The sequence below is a fragment of the Bacillus sp. X1(2014) genome (assembly GCF_007678255.1).
In genome coordinates, this window is the sequence record NZ_VEED01000034.1 from 1 (window position 1) to 22,002 (window position 22,002).

The window sequence follows — 22,002 nt, forward strand, 5'->3', positions numbered from 1 at the left end:
ATATCAAAGGTTATGAAATCCTGCGAATAAGCGAGTATTCGGGAGAAAATCGTATTAAACTGAGGGAGTTGAAGAAGAATTTTTTTTTGTGTATATTAGTACCAGGTATTAATACCAAGTATATAATTTATAAAACGAGGTGATTATTCTATGTTCAAATCCAAAACAGTGTGATAGATTCGCATGTTCTAGGAAAGAATCATTAGCTGTCCTTCTGATTTCAAGCACAAAAGGCGGACTACAATATAGCGTGTTTTGGGGGAATACATTATTTTCAAATGTAATCGAACTTTTTAGAAGTCTTTTGAAATAATCGTTTTAAGTATAGTGTGAAGAATTAAGAGGAGTGTTGATTATGCCACGTAGAGTTGTAGTGACTGGATATGGAGTAGTTTCACCGTTAGGAAATCACGTAGAAGAGTTTTGGAATAATATTAAAGAAGGTAAATCAGGGATCAAAAAAATTCAATCTGATGACTTCAAAGATATAGGCACTCAAATTGGTGGTTTTATTACCGACTTTAATGCAGAGCAATATCTTGATAAAAAAGAATTAGGGAAATATGATTTGTTTGTGCAATATGGTTATGCTGCTGCTAAACAAGCCTTAGACCAAGCAAATATTGATGTAGATAATATAAATAAGGAGCGATTCGGGGTATATATTGGCTCAGGTATTGGAGGAATTAATACCATATTAGATAATCATAAATTCTTAATTGAAAAAGGACCAAGAAGAGTTTCTCCATTTATGGTTCCTATGATGATTAGTAATATGGCTTCTGGTATTATTTCCATAAAAACAGGATTTAAGGGACCTAGCTATTCTCCTGTTTCTGCTTGTGCAACAGGGAATCAAGCGATTGGGGAGGCTTTTTTAAATATTCGGCATGGTTACTCTGATGGAATATTAGCTGGAGGGGCTGAAGCTCCTATTAATCCTTTAGCTTTTGCTGGATTTTCAAGAATGAGAGCAATGTCCACTTTTAATGATATTCCTGAAAGGGCAAGCCGTCCATTTGACAGTCAACGTGATGGCTTTGTTATGTCAGAAGGAGCAGGTGTATTATTCCTTGAAGAGTATGAGCACGCTAAAGAAAGAGGAGCGACAATTTTAGGAGAAATTGTAGGATATGGTTCCACAACGGATGCCTATCATATTACTTCCCCTGATTATAACGGTGCAGCAAATGCTATGAAATTAGCTTTAGAAATGGGTGAAATCAACTTTACTGATGTAAATTATATAAATGCCCATGGAACTAGTACCCCTGAAGGAGATAAATCAGAAACTAAAGCAATTAAAAGTGTTTTTGGTATTCATGCTTATAATTTAAAGGTGAGTTCTACCAAATCAATGACTGGACACCTTTTCGGAGCTGCAGGGGGAATTGAGTCCATTATAGCACTCAAAAGTATCATGGAAGATATAGCTCCTCCCACTATTAATTACGAAATACCAGATGAAAATTGTGATTTAGATTACGTTCCAAACCATGCAGTTAAGACAGAAATAAACTATGCTATTTCTAATGGTTTTGGTTTTGGAGGACATAATGCAGTCTTGGCATTTAAGAAGTTTTCGATAGATAAGACTAAATAAAAGGATTAATCGGTAAGTCATATATTATCGTATCGATTAAATGCTAATTAATTAGATGCTTCTTCAACTACCATGGGAGAATGGTAAATCTTCCATCTTCTGTGGTGCCACACTGTGGCATGGATGGCTAACGGGGGCGATGGTAAAATAACGAATATTAAAATAGCCTGTATCAATGATTACTTGGTAATCATTGATACAGGCTTTATGTTTTGGTGACTATTTGTTCTTATATTTATTTAACCTGATGTGCGTTATTTTATTTTAGTGAAAAACTCTAAAGAAATAAATTGTATTTGAAAAGAAAAAGATTGGAAATTATTGTTAAAAAAGATAGTTAGACTAAAGTACGGAAGACTAAAGGTTATTTTAATATAATCTTTTTATTTAGAAGAGGGCATCATGAAGTGGAAATCACAATCACATTCTTAAATTAAGAAAACAGCCTTTGAATTAAAAAATGGAAAAGCACATTCTTGACAGAGCATCTCTAATTAATTACAATATTTCTAGAAATACCGAAATAAGAATAACTGAAAGGATGTTTTTAACGGTGAATAATGATATTGCAGTAAAAGTCTAAAAGGCACTAGGTGAATCGACTCGTTTACAAATCGTAAAATTACTTGCTCAACAATCAGAGTTAGCTTGCATGGAAATGGTAAATCAATTAAAAGTCCCTGCCAATTCAACATTGACGCATCATTTAAAACCATTAATCGATTGCGGATTATTAGCAGTTCGGCAGAGAGGGAACCTTCAGATATTACAGTTTACAAGGAGAAGTCCTTGCACAATACGATTTTTCGAAAGGTGTGTATATAGATGAACAATATAGATAAAAAACAAGAAATTCTAAAGGCATATCAATTTCGTTATGCTACAAAAGAATTCGATCCGACAAAACGGATTTCCGATGAAGATTTTGAATTCATTTTAGAAACTGGCCGCTTATCTCCAAGTTCAATCGGGTCTGAGCCGTGGAAATTTTTAGTGGTCGAAAATGAGGAATTGAAACAAAAATTAAAAGCCGTTTCTTGGGGTGCACAAAGACAGCTGCCAACAGCAAGCCATTTCGTCATCCTTCTTGCTCGTACAGATGTGCGTTACGACTCTGACTATATTTTAGACATTTATAAAAATGTCCAACAAATGCCGGAAGACGTTTTAGAACAAATGATTCATGGACTGAAAACGTTCCAAGAGGATTTCCGTCTATTGGAAAACGAGCGTTACTTATTTGACTGGGCAAGTAAACAAACGTATATCCCCCTCGGTAATATGATGACAGCTGCAGCTCAAATCGGAATTGATACCTGCCCAATTGAAGGTTTCAACTACAATCAGGTGCATGACATTTTGAAAAATGAAGGATTGCTTGAAGATGGCAAGTTTGATGTCTCCGTTATGGTGGCATTCGGCTATAGAATTCATGAGCCAAAACGTGAAAAAACAAGAAGAAGCCTTGACCAAGTGGTTCAATGGGTAAGGTAAATAGGTAAGGTAAATAGGATGGTTGACTAACCATCCTATTTTTTATAAAAACAGCGAAAACCTCAGTCTGCTTCCACATTTTTATTTCCCCTAAAATTGTTGACCCTAACCCATCTTATCACGGGAGCTGCAATTTTGACTCCGTAATCCAACAATTCGCTTTCTTGATAAACCCGTCAGGGTTTTTAACTTTGGTTGCTGATTTTCGCATTATGTGGAGTAAATCAGTGGAAAACAGAAGCTGCAAATAAACCAGCGAATCAAGATTTAATCATTATTAACAAGTACTACAACAAGCTTGCGTATTTTTATAATGGTTATATTAAAATGGTTGATCCAGTAGCAACAGGAAAACGTTGGTTAGGATTAAATGCTAACGGTACGTATGGTGGTGATACATACGGCATTCACGACAATAACAATGAAAGCAGTATTGGAAAATACGTTAGTTAAGGTTAATTGTATTCGAAAAGAAAAAAATTGAAAATTATTGTTAAAAAAGATAATTAGACTAAAGTGCAGAAGACTAAAAAATATTTTAATATAATTATTTTATTTAGAAGCGAACATCATGAAGTGGAAATCACAATCACATTCTTAAATTAAGAAAACAGCCTTTGAATTAAATAATGGAAAAGCACATTCTTGACAGAGCATCTCTGATTAATTACAATATTTCTATAAATACTAAAATAATAATTGAGGAGGTTTTTAACGGTGAATGATGATATTGCAGTAAAAGTCTATAAGGCACTAGGTGAATCGACTCGTTTACAAATCGTAAAATTACTTGCTCAACAATCAGAGTTAGCTTGCATGGAAATGGCAAATCAATTAAAAGTCCCTGCCAATTCAACATTGACGCATCATTTAAAACCATTAATCGATTGCGGATTATTAGCAGTTCGCAGAGAGGGAACCTTCAGATATTACAGTTTACAACGAGAAGTCCTTGCACAATACGCTCCCGCTTTACTTTAATGTTAAAGCGGAATAATTTTAATTTAAATTTCAGTATTTATAGAAATACCGAATAATTGAAATGAACGGAGGAAAATGTATGGGTCAAATTAGCAAAGAAACAAATTCTTGGGGAAATTTAAAAAATGGTATAGAAAGTAAATTGTTTGAACCGATAAAAATCGGAGCTTGGAATTTACGCTCTCGTATCGCAATGGCACCATTAACAAGAACCTTTGCAGATGATCAAACGGGGGTAGTAGGAGAGGATATTGTTGAATATTACCGAAAACGTGCTGCCGACGGAGTTGGTTTAATCATTTCAGAAGGAACGATCATTAGTCCTCGTGGAAAAGGCTATCCTGGAATTCCAGGCATTTATTCAGATGAACAAATAAAGGGATGGAAAAAAGTGACTGATGCTGTGCATAAAGAGGGAGGAACAATGATCGCTCAAATATGGCATGTTGGTCGTTTATCTCATCACGAGCTTGCTGGAAATCTGCCTCCTCAAGCACCATCAGCTATTCCCGCTGAAGGACTTGTCTCTCGTTTCCGTAAGCCATATGATGTTCCTGAAGAAATGACAATTGAAGATATTAATGAAGTAATCAATCAATTTGAACAAGCTGCGAAAAATGCAATAGCAGCAGGTTTTGACGGTGTGGAAATTAACGGTGCCCACGGATACTTAATTGACCAATTTAATTCAGATATAACAAATCATCGTACAGACGAATATGGTGGTGACCTTGCTCAAAGATTAACGTTCATGAAGGAAGTAATTAAAGCGGTTATCGACGCAATCGGTACAGAACGAACAATGATCCGATTCTCTGCTCATAAAACAGATATACCAAATTACATGTGGGAAGATCCAGAAATGGCTATTCGTACATTTGTTGAGGCATTTAAGGAAGCGGGTGCAACAATGATTCACCCATCTATTATGCAATTTGATCGAGTGCTTGCAGATGGAAAAACGATGCATCAATTAGTCCGAAAATACTGGGATGGTGTCATTATTGGGGTAGGTACATTAAATCCAGAAATGGCGAATCAGGCGATTGAAGAAGGAATAATTGATGTCGCTGCTTTCGGACGTCCATTAATTTCTAATCCTGATTTTATTCATCGTTTAAAAAATGGTAAAGAATTGGAAGAATACGATGTTAAGAAGCATCTTAATACATTAATTTAAATCACTAGAATAGAATGAAGCTTATATAGCTTCTTTCATTTTATATATTATTTCAGTGTTTATAGAAATATAGAAAATTAATAGTGATATTGAGGAGAAAATTTCACATGTCAAATACAGCAAAGATTTATATTTTAGCATTGATAAGTTTTTTAGTTGGTACTTCACAATACATCATCTCAGGTATTTTGGATAAAATGGCAGATGCTCTAGGAGTGTCAATTGGAGCGGCTGGTCAATTAATTACAGTCTTTTCATTAGCCTATGCAATCGGTACACCTATATTAATGGTATTAACGACTAAAATGGAAAGACGTAAATTACTGATCTATACGTTATTTGTTTTTATTGTAGGAAATTTACTTTCAGTGATTGTACCAGGGTATGGATTATTTATGATTGCTCGCATTATTATGGCTTTAAGTACAGGTGTAGCGGTCGTTACAGTTTTAAGTATCGCAGCAAAGATTGCCCCTGCTAATAAAAAGGCAAGTTCAATTGCAACAGTTGTCATGGGATTTACCGCATCATTAATCATTGGCGTTCCCATTGGACGTTTTATTACATCTACGTATGGCTGGAAATTTGTATTTATCGGTATCGCATTATTAGTTTTATTTGTCATTTTTATTGTTATAAATACAATACCAAAAATGAATGGTGATGCTTCAATCCCTTTAACGAGACAAATTGCTATGTTCAAAAAACCAAAAATTGCTTTAGCATTATCAATCACCTTCTTTTTAATGACAGGGTACGCGATTATTTTTACTTATTTATCTCCATTCCTTGTAAATACTGTAGGTATGAGTGATCATCTTTTAAGCATTACTTTTCTTGTTCTTGGAGTTGCAAGCTTATTTGGTTCTAAACTAGGTGGCTTAAGTGCAGATAAAAGAGGCGTAATTTTTACATTAAAAAGAGGGTTACTTGTTAACGGAACATCTTTAGTCGTGCTTTCATTTATATCACATTCAATTATTGCAGTATTTATTATATTGACAGTCTGGTCATTTGCAGGATGGTCATCAGGTGCAACTCAGCAATATAATTTAGCAACGATATCACCTGAATCCTCAGATGTGTTGCTGGGTCTGAACCAATCCATGATGCAATTAGGTTTTGCTTTTGGTGCAGGTTTAGGTGGAGTAATTGTGGGGCAAATATCATTAACTTCAATTACATGGTTCAGTGCGTTAAGTGTTGTGTTTGCAAGTATTACAACATTGGGATTATCACGTTTCTTAAATAATAAAAAGGTAGTCAACCAAGATTTTGCGGCACAAAAGCGAGCTTGATCAAATTGGGAGTCTTAAATCGTTATCTTTGCATTTTGTTTACACAATTTGGCTAGTCAATCGACTAGCCTTTTTATATAGGGTTAATAGTCTTTTAGACAAGTTATAAAAAAATGGGCGGTCCATTTTAGCTGCGGCGATTTTTTTTGCTTGTTGTACTAACGTGGCAGGTTAGTGGTATAAGAAGGTCTTTATAAAGTGAATGTAGAATAGATATGTAGATCAGTTTAAATGGAACGGAGAAGGAAAAATGAAAGAATTGTTAGGTATTTTTATTATAGTACAAGCTATACTCACTGGACTCATCCTTTATGGTCTGAATACCATTTCAGATTCGATAATAATGGCGGCTGCACATCAAAAGAACCCAATCAATACCCTTGCTTGGGGCGGGGGGTTGAACACCAGCACTTACATTTTACTGGGGGTAATAGTAATAGTAGGAGCTTATCTAATTGTCGTAAAAGATAAAAAGGTCAATGAAATTGCACCAAAGCTAAGTTTGTGAACAAATGTACTTAAACTAACGGGGGCAAGAGTTGAAGAAAGGGATTGCTGCGGCGATCCTTTTTTGGTTATTCAGCTAACGAGGCAGGATAGTAAATAACAATTTCCTTATAGATTAAAAAAATCTAAAATGAAAATTAAAGCGAACATAAAAGATGCTATAAAATATAAAATAAAATTAGCTTTTTTTTCCTTTAATAAATAATTCTCAATTCCAATTAGCAGTAAGAGTAAAGATAGAAATAGATCACCATATGAACGATTGTTGTTTATGAAAAACAGCGAAAAATATCCAAAAATTAAAACAAGCTGTAAATAAAAAAGGGGTTTTATCCTTTTCTGCTTTTTTTCGAAAAATTTATTTAAAAGACCCATTGCAAATCAATCCTATCTTAAAGTGTTAATGTAATTATACTTAATTAAGGGCACTTTACGATAGCACCATTATTTAGAAGTACCCCTTTTAAATAAGATTGTGAGAGATTACACTTAAACTAAAGGGTGCGTTTCTAAAAAATTTTATATACGACTTTTGTTAATAAATCGGTTGGAGGAAAAATGATTAGAAATCTATATTCATTTTTAAATCAGAATTTTGAGGGGCTAATTTTAACCCCTCCTCTATTTTATTCTTGGAATAATAGCATTAGGTTCGAAATTTCAAATCCTATAAGTCCACACTACTCAAAAGAAAATTTGCAACAAACCTTTCAACGGTCCATTACTTTGTTTAAAAAGGTGTTTGATGATAGGGATGAAATTCTGCTGGTTACCGATGTGCTTACTACAAGAAACAATCACTTTCTCCAGAGGAAACCTTTAAATGTTTATAAGAAGTATTTAAAAGATAAAAATCTATTATACAAATTACACCATCAACTTTTAGGTAGATTCTTCGAAGATGAAGCGGATGAGATGGTTATTCATCGATTTCTCCTCCAGTGCAAAAAGAACACTATTAGGTATGTCCCACTATTAAAAGCAATTTGTTATGAGGACTATGCTCATTCGTCTACTATCTTAAAAAGTAATCAAGAAAGTGGATATGAAATTTATTTTGTTAATCTAACTAAAAAAATAATTTTCCACTTATATGATGATCGTGGATGTGATATTTTAGCAGCAGATAAAGAGGATATTCGTTATCTTTATGAGGAATTTAACGATTGGATTTTAGATTATGATCGCAAAAGAATTGATCACTTGTTTAAGTAGAACATAACCTACATCTTCAACTACTAACGGGGCAGGTTAGTTGAAGAATAGCACGCATTTGAACTATATTATGGCATAAAAAATCCCCTCAAGTTTTTCTTGAAAGGAATCACGTTTGTTTTGCGTTTTCAAGTTTTGATTTAATTTGGTTATTTTGAGATATTATGACACTGCTAAAAATTATTGTTGCTACAAAGCCTAAAAGTGAAAAAAAGACAAAAACAGCCAAATTGGTATTATCACGCATAACAGAACCTCCCTTTAGTAATAAGTATAGTTTGTATAAAAAAACCATTTACTATTCGTAATTGCATACTTCGAGGAAAATGTGCAATAGAACAAAAGGACTTGTTCAACTACCATGAAAATAAGTTTCTTCAAGATTAGAAAATGACAATACTTAAGAAGACCCTACTCAAACGTTAAAAAAAAGAGGAGAGCGATAATAATAAGTCTATGAATTAGGGTTGACTGGATTAAGGTCAGTATCAGTATTGACACTTCCTAACCATTTTCATTCTCTGTGGTGAAGCACTGATTTTGTGCTGCATGGAAGGCTAACGGGGCAGTTTAGTTCAACAAGCATTGAAACAATATTGGTTGGGGAAACGTATAAGAGAGATGAAATTTAAGATAGGTAGAGGTTAATGGAATGGGAAAAGACTTTTATGCTGGTATTTTCAGCTTTATGGTTGGAGTTCTTGCAATTTATATGTTCTTCCATGCCACAAGGGAACGTTTCTTGAACAATAAAACGTATGAACATATCAGGTATATAACCCCGTTACCTGTCTCTTTTAATTTCTGGTTCATTAAAATTTTGTTTATGGTCGGGGGACTTTTATGTTTGGCTGTCGGGGTATACGGAATCATTGAACCATTTCTTTAATCTAGTTGTTCTTGAATTAACTGGGGCGATTCTTCAATAAGTGGTGACGTTTTTTTACTAACGGGTGCTTGTGCGGCCGAGCATAGGTCGTATCATATAGCGGGTGGGATTCCCGTCGAGTAAGAACTAGCCATTCGCTCGTAGCGAGTCTTGGAGGGCTAAAGGTAACTTTAGTCTTTAAGCGTAGACAGTTAGGTAGCGGGCCGAAAGCCAAATGGTTGAAGGGATTGAGCTCCAAAATGTTAGTAAATCGAGAGGGCTGATGCCTTAAGCACAGCAGAAAGCTACATTTTATCTTTCGTTAGGGCAAGAAGGGTAAAACCTCTCTGGAGTCAGAGACCTTGGCACGTTATACATTGATATGATACGGCAACTCGGGAGACCCTACCGGTCTTTTCTTTTTTTTAGAAGAGTATGGTGTACAAGCGATAACAAGCAAGGAAACCAAATGCCGATGTAGGGAGTCGGATAGCAGCGTAGTACCAATGAAGTTGGGTAATGCCGACGGAGGAAAGGCTAGCTACCAGTTATCACCCTTACTAGGGACACATTTACTACACACAGAGGTAGGGATAATAAATGGAAACAAAACTACTAAGGATAGCAGAATTAGCAAAATCAAATCCTAAAATGAAATTTACATCTCTTGCACATTTATTAAATGAGCAAGCACTATTTCAATGTCACCAGGAGCTACCTAACAAGAAGGCAACTGGGGTTAATGGTACAACTAAAGAGCAATACAGTGAAAATCTAAAAGAAAACATAGAGAATTTAGTAAATAGGCTTAAAAGCAAAAGTTATCGACCTGTTCCAGTAAGGAGAATGTATATTCCAAAGCTCAATTCAAACAAGAAAAGACCATTGGGAATTCCGGAACATGAAGATAAGATTGTTCAAAGAGGCATTACGAAAATACTAAATACCATCTATGAAAATGATTTTCTAGACTGTTCATTTGGATTCCGTCCAAATCGTAACTGCCACGATGCTTTGAAAATACTAAACCACTATATTGAAAAGAGAACAGTAAATTATGTAGTAGATGTAGATATTAAAGGATTCTTTGACAACGTTGACCACACATGGATGATGGGTTTTTTAAAACTGCGACTAGCTGACCCTAACCTACTAAGAATCATTGGTAGATTCCTTAAAGGTGGATACATGGAAGAAGGTAAGAAATATAAAACAGACAAAGGCACACCGCAAGGTGGAGTAATATCTCCGATATTAACCAATGTATACCTCCATTTTGTCCTTGATCTTTGGTTTGAGAAAAGGGTTAGTAAACAGTGCAAGGGACAAGCATACATAGTGAGATACGCAGACGATTTTGTTTGTTGTTTTCAATATAAATGTGAAGCCGAGCAATTCTTCCATTCATTAAAGTTGAGATTAAAGAAATTTAATCTAGAAATAGCTGAGGATAAAACCAAAATCATACCCTTCGGGCGGTTTGCGGAGCAAAATGCAAATCAACAGGGTAGAAGTAAACCGGCAACTTTTGATTTCCTTGGATTTACACACTATTGCGGTAGGAGTAAACAAGGGAAATTTCGAGTAAAACGGAGAACAAGCAGGAAGAAAGTCCAAGCTAAACTAAAAGAAACTAAAGAATGGTTGAAAATTAACAGAAATAAAGACATTCATATGATTATGGATAGATTTAAACGCTCACTAGTAGGTTATTACAACTACTATTGCATCACAGATAATACCCAAAGTGTAAACAAATTCAGAGACAAAATCGGGTACTTACTGTTTAAATGGCTCAATAGAAGAAGTCAAAGGAAATCATTTACTTGGGATAAATTCAGACTCTTTCTTAATAAATATCCATTACCTTACGCAAGAGTTAAGGTTAATATATACAACTTAAGAAAAGAAATTAGCTATATTTTGTAAATGATGACTAGGAGGAGCCGTGTGCGTTAATAGCGCAAGCACGGTTCTGTGAGGGGGGAGGAGTACAATTTACCGCAAGGTTGAAAGGCTCCCTTCTACTCGACTACTTCAATAAGGAGTAAGGCTTATTTCTTTTAAACTAAAGAGGCAGTAAAGTTGAAGAAGGATTCTTCATTATTGAGAGTGAATATAATTATTATTGGGTTATTAGATCGTTTTTATGGTTAATAAAAAAGTAGTATCTTGGAGGTAATATGGCACTTATAAAAAATATTGAATTATTCTTTCCAGAGGATAGAGAGGCTAATTTAGTCTTTTATAAAGAAACAAGATGCATCGCTGCTTTGTACAGTCATCTGCTTCCCATATTAAATATAGATGAAAACAATGGAATACTTATTAACTGTGTATCGGACTTTGACTATATCAACAATTTAGACTCTGATTTATTTATTACGTTTAATTATAAATCCGTTTTTACAAAGATTAATATGGAGGAGTTTCTGTCCTTGCCTTCTGACCAGAGGAAAAAAGAATATACTCTGGAAATTATTCAAAAGCCTTTAGAACAGTTAGCGTTAGAACTAAATTTGGACTTAAGCATTTTTAAAAATATCTATCAAAAAATAAAAAACCTGAATTTCGAAAATAAGTGGGTTTATGCGAAAAAGAGCAGCCCTAATAGAAAATATACGTGTAATATTTTATGTGAACAAGAAGTATCTCATATAGATGTGTATATAGAAATCAAAAAAAAGAATGGCAAAATCATAGGGAGAAATAGAATTATGAAAGAAGTCGATACCTATGAACAGCATCTGTTTAACAAATTAGGGAGCATAGAGTGGACACACAACCACAAAGTTACATTCGCTGACCGAGATTATAAAACAAAATTTATCGTTACTTTCTTAGAAAAGGACGCTCCAGATAAATTATTTTGGAAATATGAACTTTTAACAAACTAATTTTAATCAAGTATCAAATAAAGTTAAACAAGGATTGTGAAAAAATACACTTAAACTAACGGGTGCGTTAGTTTAATAAGTAAGTAAGAAAACCATCTTATCTAAGGTGGTTTTTTACTTTGTGTTTATTTAATTTGAAGGATTAAAACAAATAGGTAATTTAAGATCGGTATCAATAGCCAGCCTATTTTAGTTTATTTATTTCGACATTTTTCTGCATTCTAAGAAGGGTAACAAAATACATAAGATCTTAGAATTATAAAAAGATTGTTGATTTTATTGACTTTGCCAGTCCTTACAGTTGTTTGTGTGTATATTAATTTTTGTTAAGTTAAGAATTTGTCAAATCTTGACCTTTTTTTTAGCTTTAATAACTTTCGTATTATTTGTAAAATATAAAAAAGTCAAAAAACACTTGTAGGAATAACTAAATGAAATTGGATTTATTTAGTGAAGTGGAATGAATAAAAAGTTAGAATTATTAGAATTATAAAAAGGAGATAGAGCAAAATGTACAAGTATACAATCTATGTAACACATAAGGGTAAAGTTTATCAAACCAACGTAATAGCTACCAAAAACCAAACAGAAGAAGAAGTTTATCGTATAGCAAAAGAACAAGTACTTAAACAATGGGAAAATTAAATAAGGGATCCTGAGATTAAAAGGATTTCGAATGGAACTTCCACTTGAAAAATAGATTTTGGATAGCTTCCTTTACTTGGATATCCCGCTGCCAATAGCGGCTTTAGAAATTTTATGAAGAATACTAATTATATATAAATTATAATAAGAGGAGTTGGTAGGTTTATGAAGAATACTAATAACCTTACTATAGAGGAGCTGGAAAGACGTATTACTCATTTTGAGGATCGTCTTACGGATTTTATTATTACCGATGAACAAAGAGAGTTAATCAAAGAAAGCTTAAGGGAACTAAAGAACGCTAAAGAGCGCAAGGCTTCCTAAACTTTCTAAATAAAATAATAAATATAAATTAAAGAGTCTTATCTGTGAAACATATATAGATTTTTATTAATTTTTCCATCATCTGGATAGAAAAAGGTATAAAGTTCTTATTATGCTAACGGGTGCTTATGTTAAATAAAAAGTCGCAGCAGCGACTTTTTTTCATGTTCCACTAAAGCATCCGGATAGTTGAAGAAACGCTTGGTTTCATATGGTAAAGCGATTCCTTTAAAGACGCAGAAAGAACAGAAGCAAGAGTTTTAAATCCAAGCTGTCATATCGGCAGCTTTTCTTATTGATCTAATGGGAAGTATGGACACTCTAATCGAATAATTTGATATGATTATCTCAAATAGTTTATTTGGAGGAAATACCTTTGGAACATCTACGAATTACTAAGAAAAAAGTATTGAAATACTTTCTAATAGTTTCAGTCGTTGTCTTATTTGTTGTTATTTTTTATACACCTATACTAAAAATGCCAATAAGTTGGGCTGGTTCTTGGGTGGGGATAGAAGCTGAACCAGGCTATATCCCTTTTGAGTATAGTAAGAGTTACATGACCTCTTCATCCTGCGGTAAGAGGTGCGATAAACTAAAATTACATTACATATCAAAAAAAACCGAGCTTGTAGTAACTGCCACTAATAACGTAAGTTGGTATAATGATCCCAAATGGGATAAAAAGAACAGAATTAAAGGAACAAGATATTTTTATAAAGAAAAAAACGGAAAGCAATACTTAGATTGGGAAGACGAAAAAGAAGAATTAGAATTAACTGTTGAATATCAAGGTGAAAACAAATTAGCTAAATCAGAAATTGTAAAAATTGCAAACTCTATAAAAGCTGAGGGCAAGTTATTAAACTAACGGGGGTGAATGGTTACAAGCGTTTGGCGATCATGACGAGGATATACAGTAGCCAAATAGTCTAGAGACTCAATCAACTTCATTAGTAAAAGATATAAAAATTAACGAGGTTCCATACCCCAGAAAATTTCTTCGCTCTTTGTAAAAGATTGAAGAAATTCTCTATCTACAAGTTGTGAACGGTAAGCTCGAATAGCCTTTAGCTTTTGAAGTGCAACATCTTCATTCAGAGGCACTCTTTCTGGCGGAGGCCATGGAACAAAGCGAGGAATAGGAATTCCTTTAAAATCAAGTGCTTCATGATGAGCAAAAGGATCTCGTGGCGTAACCCCTTGGGGCCATGGCCATTCGGAATCAGGTCCACTGTGGATTAAATAGGTATGAACACGACCTTTATACCCTAAAACTTTAATTGCGTCTCGAACAAACCAGTTAACTGCCATGTGGTCAAGGTGTTGATCGGCTGCATGAGTGACATAGATCTCTTTCGGCTGAAAAATCTGAATGAGATCCATCGTATCAGAGAGTGCGAATTTCTTCAGATAGGGTGCAGGTTTTCCATATGCAAGCCTGTGATAGTCAATTTGGGCAAGTCCATAGGTTTCATATTTAAGAGTAGTGGGCGACTGGAAATAATTAGAGCCTTCACTCTGGTATACCTTATTTACCCCTCCGTCAGGGTACCCTAGAAAAGTAATATTGGAAGGGTTTAGTCCCAGCGTCTTAGTAGCAGTATACACTTCCAACTGGCGTACCCTTGACAATTCAAGGTAATCCCAAGAACTAAGATTATCAATATTCTTGTTCACTAGCATGGAAGCAGCTTTTGTGTAACCATCACCATTCGTAAAGATGACTACATGAACTCGCTTTCCCGCTGCCAATGCATGCATAATCAATCCCCCACAGCCAAGCGTCTCATCATCGGGATGTGGAGCGAAAATCATGATGTCTACCGAATTAACGCTAACACCTAAATTACGTGTAAGATTACCTGAAACAGCTCGTGGTGAATAAAATGGTGCTAAGGGTATTTGTGGTGTTAAAAAGGCTGGTTCTGATAAGTGATGGGGCGGTTGGTGATACGGATTAAAGTGCATCCTATCAAATTGATGAGATTTTTTTGAGTTGGGCGAATAAATAGTAGAAACCTGATGTAATTCAGATTTATTCACCTTAATTCCTCCTCTATATTAGTAGTAAGAACTCTTTCTAGAAGAATTTCCAGTTAATGTTGATTGGATCCTCTAAAATTCACTCCCTTAAGATTTTCAAGACCAGTCTTTCGGCTTCCCCATTTATATACATTTATGTTTTATCCTTGTTTTACTTACTTGATAGGGAATCAGAAGTAAAGAACCACATTTATAATTATGGATATATGTGTTATCCATTTTCTACAAGAGGAGGGATCCTCATGCTTCTTTGAAATGCCTCTAATTGAATATCCAAAAATGGCTAAGTATGGAGGAGACTCAGCGAATGACACCTTCATTTTTTACCGACACGAATTCATTATGTCTATTTTATGATGGGTAATGGTGCTTCAATTACTGATTTTTTTGTTTCTAATGATCGATACCCTGCTCAAACGTTTGTTAAAAGTACATATAGTTGGCAAAGTGGAATGTACAGTACAACAATTATTGCGAAACTAAAGCTCCATAGAGGGCTAACAGGATAGTTTTGTCCCAATAACAAAAACTAACAAAATGAAAACGAGATATATAAAGGAGATTACATATGTTGAAAAAGATACGGAAAATCCTACAAGTACTCCTAATTGTATTTATCTGTGCATCTTTAATTTTGCTTGTTTGGGGGAAAATTGACAGAACAGTAGCCGAAAAAAGGATGGTATTTGACCAGCAGCCCATCCAATACCCGATTCGTCAAAGTAATATTACTATGTATACGGACGGGAAACAGTTAAACAATCAATTATTCTCAGATATCAGGAAAGCAAAACATTACGTGCATATCAACTTTTTCTCTATTGCTGATGATAAAGTAAGTCATCAGTTTCTAGATTTATTGAAGCAAAAAAGCCAAGAAGGTGTAGAAGTATATTATGCAGTGGACAGGCTGGGTGGAATTTTACTTAAGAAAAGGGAAAGAGAATTATTGGTTAAAGCAGGAGTGCATTTTACGTATTACAATAAGCCTGCTTTTCCTTATCTTTTTGCTTCTTTGGATCGTCGGAATCATCGCCGTATTTCAATTATTGATGGAAGGATTGGTTACATTGGCGGATTTAACATAGGCAAGAAGTATTTAGGGGAAAAAGTAAAACTCGGTCATTGGAGAGATTATCACCTTCAAATACGAGGAGAAGGAGTGCAAGATCTAGAACATCAATTTGTGTTAGACTGGAAGAAAAACACAGAACAGCAGATTCCTATACACCCTGTGACGAAGGAAAAGGGAGCAACCTCTCATCGATATACTGCATATTATAGCGGAGAAAAACTTGGTGAAGATTATGCAATGCTGTTTCATCAAGCAAAAGAGTCTATCAATATAATAACACCTTATTTTATATTAAATGACAGAACTATTTGGAACTCATTAGTGGAGGCAAGAAAAAGAGGGGTTCGTGTTAAAATTCTGTTCTCACCTCATTCGGATGCACTGTTAGTTAAAGAGGCAGCGTATCCATACATTCGAAAAGCATTAAAACAGGGAATAGAAGTATACGGTTATAAAAAGGGAGTGATTCACGGTAAAGTATTCTTGATTGATAAATACGTATTAATGGTAGGGACCGTAAATTTTGATTCGCGCTCGTTTCATTTAAATGAAGAAATGAACTGCTATATCCATGACCCTGTCTTTATTTCTAAAATAAAACCGGTCATCAATGAAGACTTCCAAAATTCAAAGCGAGTAACATCCTCTGAGGTCAATCAATTATCTATAAAAGAAAAACTGAAAGAAAAGTTTGCGAAAATGATTGAGTATTATTTGTAAAAACTAAGTATTTTAATTTTAGACTGCATTTTATTAGAATAAATTATATTACTTACACTAAAATAGAATGCTATGGTGAGGAACATTGTTTTATTCTCTTTTTTAATTAGGCTATGTAAAGGGGTACTCATTTTTAATACCATTTAAGAACGATATTCTCTAAACCAAAAACTTATCAGCTTAGCGTTGTAAATCCGCATTTTCCTGATGGTACCCCTTGTAAATAAGTCTGTGAAAAAATGTACTTAAACTAACGGGTGAAATAGATAAAGATTGAGATAGCTGGAGCAGGTTAGGGGTAGACAAAATCTTATTGCCCCTATCCTTGCTGAAGGATATGCAAAAAAGGATTCAAAAGGTGAGTACCAATTAGAGGGATATTGGTTATTACCAGGGCAGCAAATTGAATTCTGGTACGAAGGATGATTACGACCCAGAAACAAGTCATTACTTAATTTCCGAAATTGGAGTTGATAAGGAAATATATTATATTGAATCCTTAAGAAAAGAAGTAAATATTGAAGGGGTAAAAATTCGGTTAGGAACTTATTAAAGAATAAAAAAATGTTTTTTTATTGAACTAACAGGGGCTTTACTTGAAGAAACTGAATTTCCGGACCTAAATGTGGTCTTTTTTTATGCTGTTCTCTTTTTTCTTAAAGATTGTATTTTTTCAAACTTTACGGTTAAAGTAATCATTCTATACCAATTTTTCATTAGCTTTTGATTGCTTGATTTTGCATTTTTTTAATGATCCTTAATCCAAATTGTTTTACCGGTATGATTTACTTAATCTTACGTCATCATCTTAGATTTAGGCTATATTAAATCCTGATGTTGATCTTTACGATAAGAAAACCGCCTCGTTGAAGAGGCGGCTTATTGAGCTATCCTATCCGTCGTAATCTGCTTTAGGAGAAAAGGTCATCTAACCGTCTGGTAAACGAGGGCTATGGCTCCAGAATCAAATGTCTTGTTTTCGATCAGTTTAAGATTGACCTTCTCCTTAAGACCTTGGAATAACGGCAAGCCGCTGCCGATCAGGACGGGAGAAACCGTAATTTTATACTCATCTATTAAATCAAGTTGCATAAGGTAGTGTGCTAACCTAGGACTGCCAAGGATGACCATATCCTTGCCTGGCTGCTGTTTGAGGTTCTTGATCTCTTCCTTGACATCTTCTTTCACCAGTCTGGAATTGTTCCATTCGACTTTCTCCAACGTCGTGGAAAAAACGATTTTGGGTGTCTTTTCGATCCACTCGGCATGATTCCGTTCATGCTGCGAAGCTGAGGGGTCAGAAGGCACAGATGTCCAGTAACTGTACATCATCTGATAAGTCTCACGTCCCCATATGACAGTGTCGGCAGTACTCAGAATTTCTTTCGCGTGTTTCTCCAAGTCAGCATCGTATGAAACCCAGCCAATGTCCATTTCTCCGTTCGGACCTTCTACAAAACCGTCAAGCGATGCGTGCAGAAATAGAACGAGTTTTCTCATTTTTAGTCTCCTTTGTTCATGAGGGAATTTTTTTTCATACTTCTTTACTTCCAATGTAAGTATAACCAATTTTTTATAAATTTTGGTAAAAAAAGTTCTATAAGTTACACTAATTAAAATAAAGTGGGACGGTGCCAACATCAGTCCCGTTTTGTTTTGTTAAAGAGAAGATTGTGAAGAACTACACTTAAACAAACGGGTGCAAGGGTTGAAGATCCAAGCTGCCAACGTGGGCGGCTTTTCTTGTGCTAACAGAGCAGGTTACTTCAATAAGCACAATAGGATCATTCTGACACTAGATCCTACAACATTTCATAATCTGTTTTCGATAAATATTTTTAATAAAAATTTGAAAAAATAAGTTCATCATGAAAGAGGAGCTTATCCAATGAAAAAAATTTTGTTCATTAGCGTGGTTTTATTGATTTCTTTTTTCTCCTTTCAAGTAAATTCGGATGCATTCGATAACAGTCGAGAAGAATATGAAAAAACTGGGCGTGTTATTTGGGAAGTAAACACAAAAGAAAAGTTAGTTGCCCTTACTTTCGATGATGGACCTCATCCTGTTTTCACTACTCAAATACTTAATATATTAGCAAAACATGATGCTAAAGCTACATTTTTTGTGGCTGGCAATAAAGTAGTCAGATTTCCAGATCTTTTAAAGAGAGAAGTTAAAGAAGGACATGAAATTGCCAATCATACATTCCATCATATTTATGGCAATATAACCTCTGCAAAACTATCCTCTGAATTGGATGAAACAGATAAAATTATTAAGAAATTCACTGGTTTAAAACCGTCTCTCTATCGACCCGTGGGGGGGTTTTATAATGATGTAATTATTAATACCGCTATAAAAAATGGAAAAGAGGTCGTATTATGGTCATGGAATCAAGATTCTCGTGATTGGGCAGATCCTCCAGCAAGTCAAATTTACAGTAAAATAAAAAACGGAGTAAAACCAGGTAATATCATTATTTTTCATGATTGGCATGGTAGTGAATATACTCAAACCTGTGTTACAACCAAAGCCTTAGAAAATATTTTGGAGTTTTTAGACAAGAACGGGTATAAATGTGTAACGGTAACTGAATTGCTCTACCGATCAACGCAAATACTCCCAGAGTCTTTTGGAATCTATCCTTCAAAGAAAGGAAAAACTTCTCACATTAATTTAATATTTTAAAAATATACTTTTTCAGATCGGTTTTGTGCAAAATGGATTCCGTATTTCTCAACGCATAGGAAAATACAATGGCGATTTTCAAGTCCTTAATCCTCCATTAGCGTAGGATGATTTTCGTTAAAAAAAGATTCTTTTTCGTATTATTGAGGCAAGAAAAGGGGCAGTAAATATTACTTTTGGTTTTGGAAAGAAGATTATGTTTGACCATATTGGCTTTTTAGTTTCAGAAGAAGAACAAGGTGATATATGTGAAAATGCAGCAAAAATGAATTGGGAGGTTGATAAAGGGGAACGTCGAACCTTTATTGCAACACCATACAATTTTAGAATTGAACTTCAAACCAATGAAGATGCAGTAGATTCCTTTAATCACCAGGTTAAAATCCAGGAATTTAAAATTAACAACAAAAAAAGCTGGATTAGAAAGCGACCTTTTTTCTTTGTTCGGTAATTCTGCATATTACATGAGTTCAGAAGTTGGAGATGTGGTTACAATTAAACAAGCGGTAATAAAAAACCTCATTTCATCACCTATTGAAGACCCTAATTGCGTTGAAATTACAAGTGACCAAGGTTTTTAGTTTGTGAAAAGATGTATTTAAACAAACGGGTGGGTTAGGTGAATAAGAGGAGGACCGTCAAGAGACGGCCTTTTTATTTACTTTTATTGTTCCCTCTATTGTGCATTTCCACTGAATAACTAGCTAATTTAATATGCTTGTGTTGATTAGTCCTCACTTGTATCTAAATAAGGTTTGCCGCCAGTGTAACTAGAGTGAGTTGAAGGGTCCTCACTTGTTGTGTCTAAATAAGGATTATTAATCTGAATGGAAGGGTTCTTACTGGTATCTAAATATGGAAGTCCTCCAACATAATTATCAGATTCTCTTGGCAGTTTATGATCTTGTTCTCGCATAAAAAATCACCTCCGTTATTATATGTTGTGTGGTTGAAGTGATAAATATCAGTAGTATGGTGGTTTCAGTTGGTTAAATTCGGTACCATGTAATGGGTAATACATATAATAACTACAGTTAATCTAATAAATTTAGACGAGGAGAAAATTTTATGCTTACCGAAGCCGATGCATTTAGAGTAGGCGATATAATAACTGTAATGCTCATTGGACAATTGCCCACACCATGTGATGAGGTAAAAGAACTCGTAAATTACCCCGCAAATGAAATTGGTTCTGCTCGAATTTTTCTTAGAGAGGGCAGAAAATCCGGAATGGAAAATATGTACTGTACCCAGGGATTGGGGGGAATATGGAGTATAAATTCATTGATTCGTGACAGATATTCTAAGACAGTTGAGATTTTTATAAATGACCATTTTGTGAGGAAAATTCGGGTCATAGAAATCTCACAAACAGGCTGGCATAACATACATTGATTGATAGTTTACCCTTTTTCATATATAGTTTACACATTTTATCTACCTGTATGGGTAGTTTTTCTTTGAATGAATTATTGCTATCTTTCTGAAATTTGGTTTGATTGTGAAGAAACAGCTTTTCATATTATGAAAAAGGGCTGGTTAGTGTAACATCACATAATGAAGTATGATAGTGAAAATATACGTTTTTAAAAAAGAAGATTAAAATGAAGAATAGATTTTCAATTGGAGAAATGGCTAAACTCCATAATACGACTATAAAAACCCTTAGATATTATGATGAAATTGATTTATTAAAACCTATACATACGGATAGAAACAACGGTTATAGATACTATTCCACAGAACAATTTGAACATTTGAACACGATTCATTATTTAAAGGAACTAGGTTTTTCGTTAAATGAGATTAAAGGACATCTGAAACACAGGGATATCGACGGTTTTCTGTATCTCTTAGAGGAACAGAAACGATTAACTGAAGAAAAGATGAAAGAACTGGAACGAATTAACCGAAGGTTCCAAAATCGAATCAAAGACATTAAATTAGCACGAGAGGTAAAGGAATTAGAAGTTCCATTCATAAAGGAGAGAAAAGAGAGAAGGATAGTTAGATTAATGGAAAGGATCAGTTCTGAACCAGAGCTGGAAGTTTCCTTGCGACGATTGGAAAGTTTGTCAAATATGAGTTCTTCCATATTTATTGGGGGAGTGGGCCTTACGATAAGTATTAATAATATATTAAATAACAAGTTCAATGAATATAACTCTATTTTTATTTTAGTCGAGGATGATGATATTCAAAGTCCTTTAGTTACTAGTCTTCCAGAAGGAAAGTATGCATGTATTTATTATAACGGCAATCATAACAAATCCTCTGAATATTATAGTTCCTTACTGAAATGTATTCAAGATAACGGTTTCCAAATTATAGGGGACTCCATTGAAAGAACCATAATTGACCATTATATCTCCGGTAGTAAAGAAGACTATCTGACAGAGATACAAATACCAATAAAGTGTTGACCTTCCCCTTACAGGAGGGTCTATATTTTTGGTTAAG

At 34.5% G+C, this 22,002-nt stretch carries 25 protein-coding genes; 21 read left to right on the plus strand and 4 right to left on the minus strand.

Going from position 1 to position 22,002, the window contains the following annotated elements; translation table 11 throughout:
- Window positions 1–355: 355 nt before the first annotated feature.
- The 9 genes from fabF to FS608_RS28705 all read left to right on the plus strand — a co-directional run bounded on the left by fabF (window position 356) and on the right by FS608_RS28705 (window position 8,278).
- Entirely contained in the window at window positions 356–1,603 is a 1,248-nt protein-coding gene (fabF, locus tag FS608_RS28665) for a beta-ketoacyl-ACP synthase II (RefSeq protein WP_144555959.1), read from the plus strand.
- A 613-nt stretch (window positions 1,604–2,216) separates the two neighbouring features.
- Window positions 2,217–2,432: a helix-turn-helix domain-containing protein gene (locus FS608_RS28670; protein WP_260871859.1), complete on the plus strand. Its 216-nt coding sequence runs from the start codon at window positions 2,217–2,219 to the stop codon at window positions 2,430–2,432.
- The gene (locus tag FS608_RS28675; RefSeq protein ID WP_144555960.1) at window positions 2,429–3,097 is read left to right on the plus strand and encodes an NAD(P)H-dependent oxidoreductase; all 669 of its coding nucleotides are present in this window, start codon (window positions 2,429–2,431) and stop codon (window positions 3,095–3,097) included. The genes FS608_RS28670 and FS608_RS28675 overlap by 4 nt, the downstream gene beginning before the upstream one ends.
- Window positions 3,098–3,292: 195 nt before the next feature.
- Window positions 3,293–3,550, plus strand: coding sequence for a L,D-transpeptidase (locus FS608_RS31690; protein ID WP_313958749.1), 258 nt, complete (start codon window positions 3,293–3,295; stop codon window positions 3,548–3,550).
- Window positions 3,551–3,814: 264 nt separating this feature from the next.
- The gene (locus FS608_RS28685) at window positions 3,815–4,078 is read left to right on the plus strand and encodes an ArsR/SmtB family transcription factor (protein WP_144555961.1); all 264 of its coding nucleotides are present in this window, start codon (window positions 3,815–3,817) and stop codon (window positions 4,076–4,078) included.
- A gap of 79 nt (window positions 4,079–4,157) precedes the next feature.
- Window positions 4,158–5,258: an alkene reductase gene (locus FS608_RS28690; RefSeq protein WP_144555962.1), complete on the plus strand. Its 1,101-nt coding sequence runs from the start codon at window positions 4,158–4,160 to the stop codon at window positions 5,256–5,258.
- 107 nt (window positions 5,259–5,365) lie between these two features.
- On the plus strand, window positions 5,366–6,556 hold the full coding sequence (locus FS608_RS28695) for an MFS transporter (protein WP_144555963.1): 1,191 nt from the start codon (window positions 5,366–5,368) through the stop codon (window positions 6,554–6,556).
- A gap of 250 nt (window positions 6,557–6,806) precedes the next feature.
- Window positions 6,807–7,064 (plus strand): hypothetical protein, encoded by a 258-nt coding sequence (locus tag FS608_RS28700; protein WP_144555964.1) that lies wholly within the window; start codon window positions 6,807–6,809, stop codon window positions 7,062–7,064.
- Window positions 7,065–7,621: 557 nt separating this feature from the next.
- Entirely contained in the window at window positions 7,622–8,278 is a 657-nt protein-coding gene (locus FS608_RS28705; protein WP_144555965.1) for a DUF3885 domain-containing protein, read from the plus strand.
- A gap of 109 nt (window positions 8,279–8,387) precedes the next feature.
- Here the strand turns inward: FS608_RS28705 and FS608_RS30625 are convergent, their stop codons facing one another.
- A complete protein-coding gene (locus FS608_RS30625) occupies window positions 8,388–8,525 on the minus strand; it encodes a hypothetical protein (protein ID WP_186328945.1) in 138 nt (45 codons plus the stop codon).
- 405 nt (window positions 8,526–8,930) lie between these two features.
- On the opposite strand from FS608_RS30625, the gene FS608_RS28710 reads away from it, so the two are divergent.
- From FS608_RS28710 to FS608_RS28730, 6 genes are all read left to right on the plus strand, one after another.
- Window positions 8,931–9,167: a hypothetical protein gene (locus FS608_RS28710; RefSeq protein ID WP_144555966.1), complete on the plus strand. Its 237-nt coding sequence runs from the start codon at window positions 8,931–8,933 to the stop codon at window positions 9,165–9,167.
- Between the two features lie 579 nt (window positions 9,168–9,746).
- Complete coding sequence (gene ltrA, locus FS608_RS28715; protein WP_144555967.1) at window positions 9,747–11,075, plus strand: group II intron reverse transcriptase/maturase; 1,329 nt, start codon at window positions 9,747–9,749, stop codon at window positions 11,073–11,075.
- A gap of 254 nt (window positions 11,076–11,329) precedes the next feature.
- Window positions 11,330–12,043 (plus strand): hypothetical protein, encoded by a 714-nt coding sequence (locus tag FS608_RS28720; RefSeq protein WP_144555968.1) that lies wholly within the window; start codon window positions 11,330–11,332, stop codon window positions 12,041–12,043.
- Between the two features lie 510 nt (window positions 12,044–12,553).
- Complete coding sequence (locus FS608_RS28725; protein ID WP_144555969.1) at window positions 12,554–12,688, plus strand: BA3454 family stress response protein; 135 nt, start codon at window positions 12,554–12,556, stop codon at window positions 12,686–12,688.
- Window positions 12,689–12,853: 165 nt separating this feature from the next.
- A complete protein-coding gene (locus FS608_RS30630; protein WP_186328946.1) occupies window positions 12,854–13,012 on the plus strand; it encodes a hypothetical protein in 159 nt (52 codons plus the stop codon).
- 376 nt (window positions 13,013–13,388) lie between these two features.
- Window positions 13,389–13,883: a hypothetical protein gene (locus tag FS608_RS28730; protein ID WP_144555970.1), complete on the plus strand. Its 495-nt coding sequence runs from the start codon at window positions 13,389–13,391 to the stop codon at window positions 13,881–13,883.
- Between the two features lie 101 nt (window positions 13,884–13,984).
- Here FS608_RS28730 and FS608_RS28735 read toward each other — a convergent pair whose 3' ends face one another.
- Window positions 13,985–14,983 carry a PIG-L deacetylase family protein gene (locus tag FS608_RS28735; RefSeq protein WP_144555971.1) on the minus strand — a complete coding sequence of 333 codons (999 nt, stop codon included), beginning with the start codon at window positions 14,981–14,983 and terminating at the stop codon, window positions 13,985–13,987.
- A gap of 643 nt (window positions 14,984–15,626) precedes the next feature.
- Here FS608_RS28735 and FS608_RS28740 point away from each other — a divergent pair.
- Window positions 15,627–16,853 carry a phospholipase D-like domain-containing protein gene (locus tag FS608_RS28740; RefSeq protein ID WP_144555972.1) on the plus strand — a complete coding sequence of 409 codons (1,227 nt, stop codon included), beginning with the start codon at window positions 15,627–15,629 and terminating at the stop codon, window positions 16,851–16,853.
- Window positions 16,854–17,256: 403 nt separating this feature from the next.
- Window positions 17,257–17,406, plus strand: a complete 150-nt coding sequence (locus FS608_RS30635; protein ID WP_186328948.1) for a hypothetical protein — start codon at window positions 17,257–17,259, stop codon at window positions 17,404–17,406.
- 371 nt (window positions 17,407–17,777) lie between these two features.
- Here FS608_RS30635 and FS608_RS28745 read toward each other — a convergent pair whose 3' ends face one another.
- Window positions 17,778–18,353: a dihydrofolate reductase family protein gene (locus FS608_RS28745; protein ID WP_144555973.1), complete on the minus strand. Its 576-nt coding sequence runs from the start codon at window positions 18,351–18,353 to the stop codon at window positions 17,778–17,780.
- A gap of 388 nt (window positions 18,354–18,741) precedes the next feature.
- Between FS608_RS28745 and FS608_RS28750 the strand changes: the two genes are divergently transcribed.
- Both FS608_RS28750 and FS608_RS28755 read left to right on the plus strand, forming a co-directional pair.
- Window positions 18,742–19,542 carry a polysaccharide deacetylase family protein gene (locus tag FS608_RS28750; protein ID WP_144555974.1) on the plus strand — a complete coding sequence of 267 codons (801 nt, stop codon included), beginning with the start codon at window positions 18,742–18,744 and terminating at the stop codon, window positions 19,540–19,542.
- A gap of 196 nt (window positions 19,543–19,738) precedes the next feature.
- Complete coding sequence (locus FS608_RS28755) at window positions 19,739–19,993, plus strand: hypothetical protein (RefSeq protein WP_144555975.1); 255 nt, start codon at window positions 19,739–19,741, stop codon at window positions 19,991–19,993.
- A gap of 276 nt (window positions 19,994–20,269) precedes the next feature.
- Here the strand turns inward: FS608_RS28755 and FS608_RS28760 are convergent, their stop codons facing one another.
- Window positions 20,270–20,458, minus strand: coding sequence for a hypothetical protein (locus tag FS608_RS28760; protein WP_144555976.1), 189 nt, complete (start codon window positions 20,456–20,458; stop codon window positions 20,270–20,272).
- Window positions 20,459–20,610: 152 nt separating this feature from the next.
- On the opposite strand from FS608_RS28760, the gene FS608_RS28765 reads away from it, so the two are divergent.
- Both FS608_RS28765 and FS608_RS28770 read left to right on the plus strand, forming a co-directional pair.
- Window positions 20,611–20,937, plus strand: a complete 327-nt coding sequence (locus tag FS608_RS28765; RefSeq protein ID WP_144555977.1) for a hypothetical protein — start codon at window positions 20,611–20,613, stop codon at window positions 20,935–20,937.
- A 209-nt stretch (window positions 20,938–21,146) separates the two neighbouring features.
- Window positions 21,147–21,965, plus strand: coding sequence for a MerR family transcriptional regulator (locus tag FS608_RS28770; RefSeq protein WP_144555978.1), 819 nt, complete (start codon window positions 21,147–21,149; stop codon window positions 21,963–21,965).
- Window positions 21,966–22,002: the final 37 nt, after the last annotated feature.